Source organism: Lysobacter sp. ISL-50, from assembly GCF_018612875.1.
Lineage (GTDB): Bacteria > Pseudomonadota > Gammaproteobacteria > Xanthomonadales > Xanthomonadaceae > Lysobacter.
This window is the reverse complement of sequence record NZ_JAGGRI010000017.1, coordinates 132,640-145,446: the sequence shown is the minus strand read 5'-3', so window position 1 is coordinate 145,446 and position 12,807 is coordinate 132,640. Positions and strand designations below refer to the sequence as shown.

Annotated in this window: 8 protein-coding genes; all 8 read right to left on the bottom strand. The window is 63.6% G+C overall.

Annotated features, from left to right (window positions below):
* Window positions 1–8: 8 nt before the first annotated feature.
* Window positions 9–2,069, bottom strand: a complete 2,061-nt coding sequence (locus J7J50_RS10690) for a phage tail sheath C-terminal domain-containing protein (protein WP_215055868.1) — start codon at window positions 2,067–2,069, stop codon at window positions 9–11.
* A gap of 3 nt (window positions 2,070–2,072) precedes the next feature.
* Complete coding sequence (locus tag J7J50_RS10685; RefSeq protein ID WP_215055867.1) at window positions 2,073–3,554, bottom strand: phage tail sheath C-terminal domain-containing protein; 1,482 nt, start codon at window positions 3,552–3,554, stop codon at window positions 2,073–2,075.
* Between the two features lie 3 nt (window positions 3,555–3,557).
* Window positions 3,558–4,931 carry a hypothetical protein gene (locus tag J7J50_RS10680; RefSeq protein ID WP_215055866.1) on the bottom strand — a complete coding sequence of 458 codons (1,374 nt, stop codon included), beginning with the start codon at window positions 4,929–4,931 and terminating at the stop codon, window positions 3,558–3,560.
* Window positions 4,928–5,530 carry a DUF4255 domain-containing protein gene (locus J7J50_RS10675; RefSeq protein WP_215055865.1) on the bottom strand — a complete coding sequence of 201 codons (603 nt, stop codon included), beginning with the start codon at window positions 5,528–5,530 and terminating at the stop codon, window positions 4,928–4,930. The genes J7J50_RS10680 and J7J50_RS10675 overlap by 4 nt, the downstream gene beginning before the upstream one ends.
* Complete coding sequence (locus tag J7J50_RS10670) at window positions 5,527–5,805, bottom strand: hypothetical protein (protein WP_215055864.1); 279 nt, start codon at window positions 5,803–5,805, stop codon at window positions 5,527–5,529. Before J7J50_RS10670 ends, J7J50_RS10675 begins: the two co-directional genes overlap by 4 nt.
* A gap of 452 nt (window positions 5,806–6,257) precedes the next feature.
* Window positions 6,258–7,313, bottom strand: coding sequence for a sigma-54 dependent transcriptional regulator (locus J7J50_RS10665; RefSeq protein WP_215097492.1), 1,056 nt, complete (start codon window positions 7,311–7,313; stop codon window positions 6,258–6,260).
* A 1,411-nt stretch (window positions 7,314–8,724) separates the two neighbouring features.
* The gene (locus J7J50_RS10660; protein ID WP_215055862.1) at window positions 8,725–9,963 is read right to left on the bottom strand and encodes a glycoside hydrolase family 97 N-terminal domain-containing protein; all 1,239 of its coding nucleotides are present in this window, start codon (window positions 9,961–9,963) and stop codon (window positions 8,725–8,727) included.
* A 17-nt stretch (window positions 9,964–9,980) separates the two neighbouring features.
* A complete protein-coding gene (locus J7J50_RS10655) occupies window positions 9,981–12,794 on the bottom strand; it encodes a TIM-barrel domain-containing protein (RefSeq protein ID WP_215063438.1) in 2,814 nt (937 codons plus the stop codon).
* Window positions 12,795–12,807 lie beyond the last annotated feature (13 nt).

The following is a 12,807-nucleotide window of genomic DNA, read 5'->3' as shown; positions in this document are numbered from 1 at the left end:
GGCGTGGGTTAGGAGGTCTGCATCTTGTGCGCGAAGCGCAGCACGATGAATTCGGCCGGGCGAACCACCGCCATGCCGACCTCGACGATCATTCGGCCCTCGAGGATGTCTTGGGCCGTCATGGTCTCGCCCAGGCCGATCTTGACGAAGAAGGCCTGTTGCGGAACCGCGCCGGCGAGCGCGCCCTGGCGCCACTGCACCGTGAGGAAGTTCTCCACCATGGCGCGCACGCGCACCCAGGTGCTGCGGTCGTTGGGTTCGAATACGAAGACCTCGGTCGCCTTCTTGATCGATTCTTCGGCCATGTTGAAAAAACGGCGCACGGGCACGTAGCGCCACTCGTTGTCGTTGCCGGCCAGCGTGCGCGCGCCCCAGACCAGCGAGCCCTTGCCGGTGAACGTGCGGATGGCGTTGACGCTCTTGCCGGTGCTGGAGACGTTGAGATCCTCCTGCGCCTGGTCGTTGATCTTCACCGCCACGCCGCTGATGTCGGCCAGCGACACGTTGGCCGGCGCCTTCCACACGCCGCGCATGCGATCCACCGCCGCGTAGACGCCGGCCACCGCGCCTGAAGGCGGCTGCAGAGTCATTACGCGGTTCACCTGTTCGAGGATGTTGGCGAACACCGGATGCTTCTCGAACAACCGGTTCTGCGCCTCGTCGGCCAGGAACTCCACACTGGTGAAGATGGCGAGCAAGGCGGCCGCGGGTGGATCGAATAACCGGCGCAGCGCCGAGGCCGCGTTCAACGCCGTAGTGCGCACGGAGGCATCGGTGAACACGTCGGCACTGGCCGCAATGGCGGTCGCGTTGGCGTTGGGCGCGATCCATGGCGTGCCGTTGAGCGCGGCGTAGTCAGCTGCCACGTCGCCAACCAGGCGCGTGGTCGAGATGGAACTCATGACGCCTGCATTTTTCTCGTAGGCGATCAGCGCCGAGATGCCCGCTACGAGCTCGGTGTTATTGCTCAGATCGGTCACCGCCAGATTCACCGCGGCGGGTAGCGACGGCGCCGCGGTCTGCAGCGCGCGCAGCGCCAGCACCACGGCGCGCGCCAGGATCACCAGGTTGGCGAATCGCTGGCGTATGGTGGCCACCGGGGTCGCGGCCGCGGTTTGCCGCAGCAGGTCGAGGAAGTTCGCGTAATGCGCGCTGAGCTGGCCGATGTTCGCGCGGGTGAGCGTGAGCGCGTTCGGCCCGGTCATGGCCGAGGTGTTCACCGTGCCCACAACGGTATTCACCGCGGTGTCGGCCGCTCGCGCCGCGATCACCAGACCGTCGATCGCCGCGTCGCTGGTCAAGGCATTGATGGCCGCCTCAGTGAGGGCCACCAGCGCTGGGCTCACCAGATTGAGCTGGCGGAAATCCACGTCCGGCCGATAGATAGTCCGCACCCACGGGTAGTAAGCCGCGCCGTAACGCAGCGACGACATGCCCACGTTCTGACGGAAGTCGCCGATGGGATCAAGCGACAGCGAGGATGGCTGGTCGCCCTGCACCAGATCCATGATGACAAAGCGGTCCTGCAGCTTCTCGCATTGCGCCAGTGCCGCGACTTGCAACGAGCCCATCTCGACGGCGCTGAGCGAGACGCCATCGGGGAACACCAGAAGCGTAGGATCGTCCACCGCTTCGACACGCGACAATCCACCGAGCAGGCCGACCGGGGTGGTGGTATTGCCGAGCGCCGGAGCGTCGGCATACGATCCCACCGAAACGACATAGCAGGGACCTCCGCCGTTGGCGTAGTAATGCCGCAGGGCGGTGGCCAGGTAATAACGCCGCTCGGCGTCGGCCGCGTTGCGCGGCGATACCGCACCGACCGAATTGCCGGCGGCGGTATCGACCACGACGCGGTAGCTGGCAGGGGTGAAATCGCCGCCGTAGAACTGCTGGTACTCGAGCAGCGAGCGGATGCGTGTGGGCACGAAACGCAGGTCGTTGCCGGCTGCGTTTTCCGCGCGTTCGCTGTAGCCGATAAACACGGGGACGGCGGTTTCCACCGCCACCACGGAAGGCGCCAGCGTGGAGATCTCCTCCACATAAACACCGGGGGTCTTGTACGCCATGGATCAGGACTCCTGCATTTTGTGCGAGAAACGCAGCACCACGAATTCGGCCGGCCTTACCACCGCCATGCCGATCTCGACGTTCATGCGGCCTTCGAGAATGTCCTGCGCGGTCATGGTCGATCCCAGGCCGACATTCACGTAGAACGCGTCATTGGGCTTGGCGCCGGCCAGCGCGCCGTCGCGCCATTGGATGATCAGGAAGTTCTCGATCATTGCCTTGACCTTGGCCCAGGTGCCCGCGGCGTTGGGCTCGAACACGAACGCCTCGGTGGTCTTGCGCGTCGACTCCTCGACCATGTTGAAGAAGCGACGCACCGACACGTAGCGCCATTCGTTGTCGTTGCCGGCCAACGTGCGCGCGCCCCAGATAAGAAAGCCCTTGCCGCTGAACGCACGCAACGCGTTGATAGTCTTGCCACTCGGCTCGACGTTCATGTTGTCGTTGAGGTCTTGGTCGATGCGCACGCTGAGGTCGAATACCGAGGCCAGGCTCTCGTTAGCCGGCGACTTCCACACGCCGCGCGTGCGGTCCACCGTGGCGTAGATGCCGACCACGGCCGCGGCAGGCGGCAAGGTGACGGCGAACCGCGCCAGCTCGTTGCGCGCGTTGCCGTAGATCAGCGGGTTGGAATTCGGCGAACCGGTCTTGAGCGCCGCCAGCGTCATGCCGTTGTGCGGGCTGGGCATCGTCACCGTGCCGTCGTCGTTGCGGCGCGCGACTTGGCTGACCGTGATGGTGGACTCGTCCCAGTTCCACGCCATGGTGGTTCGGATGTACGGGTGATACGCCGCGCCGTACTTCAGATTGCGCGTGCCGATGCCGTTGCGAAACGCCGTGATGCCGTCGCTGCCGGGTTGGTCGCCATCCCACAGATCGCAGACCAGGAAGCGGTCGCCCAGCCTGGCGCACTGGTTTAGAGCCTGCACCAGCACCGAGTGATATGCGGCCCGCGTGGCGGCGAGATTGGCGGCGGTCTCCGCGGGATTCGCGCCCGCTGCCGGGCGCATCCCGCTCAGATCGGGGAAGACGATGAGCGTGGGCTCATCCTCACGCGCCAATGCTTCGAGTCCCGCGACATGCGCATTAACGATGTCGCTGGTCACCGCGCTGGCGACGTAAGTGCCCACGCTCACGATGTAGCAGCGACCGCCACCGTTGTCGTAAAAGTGACGCAGCGCGTATGCCAGGCGGAACCGTGCATTCGCTCCCTGCCCCGGATCGGCCACGGGCGTCGCCACGTTGCCGTCCTCGTCCAGGGCGATGACGAAACCTCCGATCTCAGAAGCGAGGCCGAAGATCTCCTGGAATTCCAGCAGCGAATTCACCGCCACGGGACGGTTGAGCAGATTGGTGCCCTTGTACTGCGCATTACGCGTGTAACCAAAAAAAGCCGGGATCGCGGTTTCGACCGGCACCACGGACGGAGGAAATTTCGATTCCTCCACGATGTACACGCCCGGCGTTCTCAGATTAAGAGCCATGGGTCACGGTCCTACGGTTAGGTTCGGCAGATGGGTTTCAGAAAACCACTCGGCGTTCTGGCGCCGCAAGCAGTTAGCCTCGGGTGCAGGAAGCAGGATCTCTTCCGAAGCGGGTGTCGCCGAGACGTCGGCCTGCAGGTACGATCCTGCGCCGAAGCGCGACAGCGGACGCGCGTTTGCGGTAACGAGGACACGCGGGTCCGCGCCTTCATGCGCGACGTCCGCGCCCGCGCCGACCGCCTGCGCCGCGGGAAAGATATAGCGCCAACGCGTCGAACGATTGAGGAAACGCAACGTGTAGCTCGGCGAGCGCAGCGCGCCGGCTCCGTCGAGCAGCGCGTAGTCGGCAGTGCCGCGATCGATCTCGATCACGCCGAATGCGCCCGTCGAGCGCGCGTCGGCGGCGATGAAGATGGATGTCGCATGACCTGGAACCGGCGTATCCGCGTCGTCCAGAAGTTCGAGGCGATAGGTACCCGATGGCAGCGTACGCAGATCAACCTGCACTTGGCTCAACAGGCCCTGCTCCGCCGAAAAGTGCTGCTCGGAAGCCGGTGTTGCCGCGCCGGAACGCGTCACACGCACGGTGGCGCGCGGCAAGGCGGCGGCGGCGATGTCGAGCGACGCGAACGCAAAGTCGGCGCGCATCGCATCCGAGGCGCTGGCGTACTGGTTGCCGAGCAACGTGCCTGGCTGCCATTGCGCCGCATTGGTTAGATCGGTCCCCGGTGTATCCACGAGCGCGCGGTATACGCGGTTCGCAGCAAGAACCATCGCCCCGGACTGATAAGTCGCGCTGGCGCTGAAGGTGTCGACCGGAATTCGGCGCCAGTCCGCGACAACCGGCGTCGCGGCCGGCCCGGTGTCGCGCAGCGCGAGAAACAGATCGAACGTCGAACCCGCAGCCTGAGAGTACACATCGCCGGCGACATACCGGCTCGTCGCATCGAACGCCCGGATCGGCCGCGAGAGGTTGCTGACGCCGGCCACGCGATTTTGTGCGTCGTTGCCGAAACGATAGAAGCGCGAAGGCTGCCCCAGCTCGGTGTAGTTTGCGAACCGCGCATTACGCACACGCAGAACAAAGGCCAGTCTGAAGGTATCGCCAGGTGCGATTATCGGCTGCGGCGGTGTCGACGCGTCGACCTGCGCGGCGACGAGGAATCCCGCGCGCGTAGCGCGGAATAGCAGCTTGTGGCCCGCTAATGTTGCGATCGTGGCCGCATCGGGCTCGATCTCGAAAACGTCGGCAACCGAGTACAACGCCGCCAGCGAAGCCCTATCCGCGTCCGACTGCGCTTCGAGTACGACCTCGCCACGACTCAGGAAATAGTCGTGCGCGATGTCGACTTCGAACAATGTCCGGTAACGGATCATGCGGTCGCATCCCGGCTCAGGACGTCGATCTCGCGGATGATGCCGCCGCCTGTCAGCACACGGTCGTCCGAGACCGCCACCAGACGTCCGCGGTATAGAACGGAAACACCCTGCTTGGCGCCAAGAAATCCCCAGAGGTGATTGACCTCCTCGAACTTTGGCGAGATGAGATCCATCGTCAGCGATAGCTCCGCGATCGGCGGCTGAGGCAGCGCTCCAGGCGAATTCGCCAAGGTGAACCGTTGCTTGCCCTGGAAGAAGGTAAGCACCTGCGACAGCCGACGCAACGCCGTGCCGTAGTTTCGATAGTTCGCCGTGAACAGCAGGAACAGGTTCAGATGGATCGGGCGGTTACGATAGGCGACGTCGGACGAGCCGACGCTCGCGAACGACCTGCCGTTCTTGAGAGCGCGTTCCTCCTCGAGATTCACGAGCGTCAGCACGATGTGGTTCTCGAGTTCCGTCGCAACTTCCGGCCGATCGAGCTGGGCCACGTTTCCCCATACGGTTTGCACAGGCGCGCCAGGCCCGCCGCCATCCGCTTGCGCTATGTAGTCGTTGAGCTGCTTGATCAGCAGTGTCATCGCCTCGACCATCATTTGCCGCGCTCCTTAGCTGCGATCTCCATTCCCGGTGCGTCGTCGACAGCGCAACCCGAGCATCCGAACAAGGTCGTTCCGTCATTGAGACGATACGAGGTCAGCATGTTGCACTTGATGAGGTAGTCGACCGCCGCCTCGAGCACTTCGCGCTCGGCCGCCGAACGCTGGATCACGAGCCACCACGCGATGCCTTCGAGCGTGTCGCAAGCATCGGGATGGGTATCGCAATATCGTTTAATGCCGGCAGCAACCTCCTGCACCGAACGAGTCACCAGCGAATCTCCGTTCTCACTCGCTCAATACAGAGCAAGTTCCTTGCCAATGCGGGACTCGACAAAAATCTTAAGGAAATCGCGGTTTTATATTGCGCGGGTGGCAAGGCGGGTCGAAAGCCACCCGGGTCAGTGCAGGTTTCAGGGTGCGAGATGACCCAGGACAACCGGCGTGTCTGTGATGAACACCAGTCACCAGGCCGGCATCAGCGCGGCGATGCATTTCGAGTGGAAGAGCAAATGCGGCGGGGAGAATACAAAGCACCGCGTTCCCACGACTCACTGGAGCGACCAGACGCCCAGCGAGGTACGCCAACAATCCTCCAGGCGTTCGACTTGCCAGCTGCGAATTTGACGGGGGCTTACGCAATGCGAGCGCAGGCGGCGACGCTCAATACGTCGAACTCGGAAGAGAGTTCAATCGAAGAATGGCGAGCGTCGGCGCGAAAGGCTTAATCTCCGACGACGTAGCCGATGCCGTAGCGTTTCAAGAGCTTGCCCATCGCGCGGCGCTCCTTGCCCGCGAGCGCCGCGGCTTGCGTCACGTTTCCGTGCGTGCGGTGGATCAGCTCGGTAAGGTAGGCCCGGTCGAACTGCTCAAGAGCATGTGCTTTGGCCAGGTGGTAGCTCGTTGCAAGGGCGTCCGTTTGCAGAGGAAGCGCCGCACACCGCTCACCTGGTAGCGCGCGCTGCTGATCGCTGTCACTGAACTCACTGGGCGCACGGATCAGAAGCTCTCGACCTTCGCAGATCAGGTATTCGCGATGCACCAGGTTCTCCAACTCCCGGACGTTGCCGGGCCAATCGTAGTGGAGGAACCAGGACAGCGTATGACTGTGAAGATCTTTTTCGCACGATGCATAGCGACGAGCGAATTCACGCAAGAAGTACTTGGAAAGAAGCGGGATGTCCGCGCCTCTTTCGCGCAATGGAGGGACAGTAATCGACAGGAGGTTCAGCCGATAATAGAGGTCGCGACGAAAGTGTCCCGCCTTGACTTCATCTTCGAGGCACCCGTTGCACGCGGCGACGACGCGAACATTGGACGCTTCTTCTCGCTGACCGCCTAAGGGTCGATAGCATCCGTCTTGCAGGAAGCGGAGAAGAGAGACTTGTGCCTTCAGCGGCAGCGCATCTATTTCGTCGAGAAAAAGGGTGCCGCGATCAGCCAATCGGATGAGTCCTGCAACCTCTGCTCCTGCTCCCGTATAAGCACCAGCACGATGACCGAACAACTCATTCTCAATCAGATCCTCGGGCAACGCACCGCAATTGACGGGTACAAACGGATAACTGGAGCGCCGCCCGAGGTAGTGCGTGGCTCTGGCAACCAATTCCTTTCCTGTCCCTGTTTCGCCTCGGATCAGTACTGTGGCATCACCGTGACGCGCCACCCTCCCCACGACCTTTATCATGTCGAGAAAGGCTTCTGACCTGCCGACGAGAGGAATGCCTAACGTACACGCTCGCTCGCATGTATCAATTGCATCTTGAATAGTGATAGACACAATGGACGTCCTTGCCTGATGGCTTCTTGACCACTCACCATTTACCTCTGAGAACCATGCAAGCGGGTATTCGCCGAGAGGACTAATACTCTGCGCCCGTTAAAATCTGAAGGCATTATCTCTGTATAAACAAGAAACTTCCGCAAAGCGGACTTTGGACGCCGCTCCTCGAAACGCAGCGCCTGCACACTCCGGGAGCAGATTTACGGCGGCAGCTGTGTATTCAGCGTTTTTAGACACCTGTTTTTATTAACTTTCCTTGAGGGCGCTGTTACGAAATAGGACAGGCGCCTCCGTTAAGCAAGCCCTGAACAAGTCGGCCTGATCCGCGAAAATCAGCCAGAGGTCCAGGCGAGCGATGTCCATGCAGCTTCCTTCGGTGATGCGGAGTACAACGACAAGCGAAAGCGCAAGCGGACACGGCCGGAGATCTTCCTGGCCGAACTAGCGCAAGTTCGCGGGCTCGCCGGCGCAGGCACTGACCGCCAAAACCGTCGCGGCGGGTAAAGCGGGTTGAAAGGTCTTCATGGGCGACCTCACTGGGCAAGCGCTCGCGGACTTGCGGTCGGACTGAGGCAATGGGCCGAATGTGGATCGACGATGCCGGCACGGCAAGATGGTAGCGATCCCATATCGAGGGCGGTGAATCGCCAAATGCCCCATCTTCGGATAACTCGATGGCCGATGGAAAACGCCAAAAACCTCAAAAAAAACCTTTCTCGTCGCCGGACTAAACAGATACGGCTCAATGACCACACGTGGACATGGCGCGGATCGAACGTCATGGGCGTAAAAGAGCATCGTTGCATCCCGGTTGTCGGCGATGACGGTCGAACGATTAATGCGCGTCGCGAGAAATCTGACGATGGGCACAGCTGGGTGCTGTGGATGAAGGAATTGGTCCGTGCATGGCTTAGGCGCGGCCAGATAGATTCGAACCCCCATCCAATGACTTGGGCCTAAACGAGCGCAACGATGCCCGGCCTTGCTGGGTATGCCGCCTAGGGTTCCTAAAAGTGGGTTTCGGGTTTTGGTTGACCTGTTGATCGCCGAAAAACTCGCAAAAAAGTCCACGGTTAAACCATTGATTTACAAGACGCCAGAAAACCGGCCTTTGGTTCCGAGACCACAGGTTGGGAGAAGAGAGAGAGAGAGAGAGAGAGGACTGACTGGCGAAATTTTCGCCAAACGGCGTGTTCGCCGGTTCTCAGAAACCACGGCCTTTACAGAAACACCCAGAAATAAGGCGGTTTTGGAGGCCCGCACCGGCGGAGAAAAACGCCCCTGGAAGGACAGTGGTGGAGCAACCAAACCCCGGTTCAAGCCCTCTTGATGGGCTGCTCCTGGGGGTTAATGAGGGCTGCTGCAGGTCGAGTCCGCTCTCGGCCAGAAGCGGACATATCGAAGTGCGCTAGCCCGTCGGCAGAAGTCGAGTAGCTGGGTGGGTGGACACAGAAGCAAGGCCGCGCTTCAAGCGCTTGCCCCAGCGCACCCAGGTATCCAGTACCTCGTCCATGCGCGCGGCCATATGCTTCCAGTGCGCCCACAGCAGCAGGCTGACACCCTTGGACTCGGCGTAGCGCACCAGGGCGGGCATGTCCACGCCATCGACCGGGCGGGTGAGATCGGTTTCCGGAAGCGCCTCGCAGCAAGGGCCGCTGCCCCAGGCCCAGCCGGCGTCCAGCAGCGCATACGGCAGGCCGGATTCGGCGGCGAAATCGATGTAACGGCGGAAGGCGTCCATGTCGGCCGTGGCGCCCTTGCTGGGCCCGGACCACCAGTTCCAGGCCGCCTTGCCGGGCTTGACCCAGCTGAAGTCGCCCTCGGGCGGCGGGTTGAGATTGCCCACCAGCGACGAAGCGATGAGGTCGCCCGCCCGGCCGGCCATCATCACCACGCGCCAGGACGTCCTGAGCCCGCCGCGGGAGACATAGGCCGGTCCCTCACGCCCCGGCACGGCCGACAGGCGCACCTGCATCGCCGCGCCCTGACGCCATAGCGACGCACCCGTGTAGCCCTGCAGATGGGACTGGGTAACGGCGTAGTGCGTGCGGCCTGAAGCGGTGGCGCACACCAGCGGCACGTCGTAGCCCTTGTCCGTGGCCAGTTCCGAGATGCGCTGGCGCTCGAAGGGCTTTTCGTGCGAACGGTCGAACTCGGTGGCCAGGCACGACGGGTCGCCCGCCGGTACGAAGGCGGTGCGCTCGCCGGCAAGGCGCACCGGCGCCGGATCGTCGATACGGTAGCGGAACGCAACGCCATCGTCGTAGGCGCGCACGTCGATGATAAGCCGGCGCGCAGGCGCTTGCGTTTCGCGGAACGTTAGCGTGGCACCGCGGTAGCGGTCGCGCGCCACCGATGCCTTGGTCGCGACCAGCGGGATGTTGCGGTCCACCTCGGTATCTTCGCGGCGCTCGAGCACCAGCGCGCCGAATGCAGCCGCACCGTCGAGTTCCAATCCCAGCGGTGACGGGGCGATGACAGTCTCCCCCCGCCGCAGCACCGAGAATCGACTGCCGTCATCGTCGATGCGGATGACAGCATGGCCACTCGGCGATACAACCGATTGGGGGCCTGCCATCGCGGTTCCTGCCGTGACGGCCCAGCACAGCGCGGCGACCACCGCGAACGGTTCCTTTTGCAGTCTCATCGAATAGCCTTCATCTTTCATTGCGTAAAGGAAAGTTCAACCGGCTCGCCATGGAAGCGGACGGTCTTGGTCTGGACGCGGTCGCCGGGACCCGATGGCATCAGCCGTACGTTCAGCTCGCGCTGCTCTGTCATGCCGGGGAAACTGCCTTCTCGGGCGCCGATGCGTAACGCATGCCGCGCGTCGTCCCAGGCAAGCGCGACGGTGGCGTACTCGCCCTTCTCGTAGCGATAGCTCTCGCCGTCGTCGTCGTACAGCGTGAAGCGGCCGTCGGCGCCGGGGTAGATGCGGATCTCGTAGGGCGCGTCCGGCTTCTCGTCGACGTACTGGACCACCGGACCCAACGGCACGATCGAGCCGGCGCGCACGAACAACGGAAACTCGTCGATCGCATAGCGCCGCGCGGCGCTGGCGCCGCCGGCATGGCGCTGGCCGGTCCAGAAGTCATACCAGTCCGTACCGGCCGGCAGCAGCGTGGCCTGCCTCGGATCGAGTCGCCGCTGGTGCTCTGCGAGAGCGATGCGTTCACTCGGCGTGCGCCAGGCCAGCCGCATCGATCGGCCCCCACCCTTCTGGAAATAGTCGATGCGCACGCGCACCGCTTGCCCCTTGCGCAGTTCCACGCGCCCTCCGGCGAAACGCGCACCAGATTCCTTCCAGTCCTCGACGACGAGCTTGTCGTCGAGCCAGACGCGGAAGCCATCGTCGCCTTCAACGCCGATCTCGTGCTCGCCGTCCTCGGCCGCGATGATCTGGCCCTGCCAGCGCGCCGAGAAGTTCTGCAGTCCGTCCAAGCCGGGCGGCACGCTGTCCAGCGGCGGGCCGGGCCAATGGTGTTCGGCCTGCAGGTCGACGGTGCGGCTGGCGAGCTGTTCGAACTCCATGCCGCGGTAGTACTCGAGCTCCAGGCCCGGTTGACCGTCGGGCGTGCGCAACTGCGTCGCCGGTACCGTGGGCGGCGGCGGCAGTTCGGCGTGGAACATCGGCCTGGTGATCGGCTGCACCAGGAACGCCGGACCGAACATGTAAGTGTCATCCACGCGGCGCAGTGCCGGTTGGTCCGGGAAGTCCATCGCCAGACCGCGCATCATCGTGTAGCCGTCGTGCGTGCTGGCCCAGGCCAGACTGTAGGTGTAGGGCAGCAGGCGGTAGCGCAGCTCGGCGGCGCGGCGGATCGAGCGGTAGATCGCCGGCTCGAGTGCCTTGAACGCCCAGGGCTCGCGCTCGATCGAGGTGCCGTGGATGCGGTATATCGGATTGAAGATGCCAAACTGGTTCCAGCGTGCGAACAGTTCGCGGTAGGCCGGGTCGCGTTCGCCGCCGGGCGCGTTGACGAAGAAGCCGCCGACATCCTGCGTCCAGTACGGCAGGCCCGCCATCGAGACATTCAGGCCGCCGGCGATCTGCGCGCGCAGCGCGTCCCAGCTGGCGGTGGTGTCGCCCGACCATGGCATTGCGGCATAGCGCTGCTGTCCGGCCCAGGCGGAACGGGTGAGCGTGAACACGCGCTTGTCGCCAAGATCGGCGCTCGCGCGCTGGCCTTCGTAGACGCCGCGCGTCGTCAGCAGGCTGTAGACGTTGAGGTAGCGCCCGAAGTCGCCCATCGCGTTGCGGCCCAGGCGCTTGATGTCAGCCTCCACTTCGGCAGGGTCGTGCGCGGCACCGCCCACCTCCACCTCGGTGCCGTCCATCCACAGCGCGTCGACCCCGATGTCGAACAGGCCCTTCTTCGCATGCTTGAAGTGGATGGCCCGGCCTTCTTCGCTGAAAGCGTCGTAGATGCGCGCCCGTTTGGAGATCCAGTGCAGCGGCTCGAAACGCAATCCCTTGGCATCGAGTTCGCCCGCCAGTGCGGTGTCGTTGCCGATCGACGGCCAGATCGACACCATCAGTCGGGTGTGCAGATCGTCGTGCAGCGTGCGCGTCATGCCAGCGGGGTCGGGATAGCGCTCTGGGTCCCAGACCATGCCGCTCCAGTTGCCATCCCACTGGCCGTCCTTCTGCCCACCCCAGTACTGCCAGTCCTGCACGATCACGTCCAGCGGAAAGCTTTCGCGGCGAAAGCGCCGCACCACCTCCAGCAGGCGCTGCTGCGTGGCATAGCGCTCCTTGCTCATGAAGAGACCGAACGCGTATTTCGGGAACATCGGCGCGGCACCGGTGAGGTAGCGATAGCCCGCGATCACCTCGTCCATCGTGTCGCCGGCCACGACGTAGTAATCGACGCCGGCAGGCGCGTTCTCGGCACGAAAGGCCGCGCCTTGCGGGCCGTCGGAGAACCTCATCTTCGAGTATGTGTCCCACAGCAGCCCATAGCGGCGCGTGGACACCATGAACGGCACGACAATGCCGATGTTGGTCTGCACCATCAGCACTTCGCGGCCGCGATAGTCCATGTACGGCTCGTTGTACTGGCCCAGGCCGTAGAGCGATTCGTCTGGAGTCAGCGCGAATCGCTGCTCGACGACGTAGGTCTCGGTTCCCGAGGGTTCGGTGCCCGGCGTGAGCACCGGTGCCTCCTGCTCGCGGACCAGCGGCGTGCCGTCGGGTCGTTGGAACGCGATAGTCCCGGTGCGCTTGTCGACGACGGCGCGCAGCCCGGCCCCGGCGACGATGAGTGCGTCGGCGGACTCTGCAATGTCCAGTGCCGGCGCCTGCGGCGACGCCACCACGACCAGGCTGGATTGCCGGGTATGCGATTGGCCCTTGTGCGCGGACACGCGCGCGATGCCGGGGCCGTAGAACAGCACGCTCTTGGTGATGCCGCCGGTCTGGAACTGCACGCCGCCGGCAACGCGCAGCCAGCCGAATCCGAAACGCGGCTTGATCACCAACCGTTGCAGT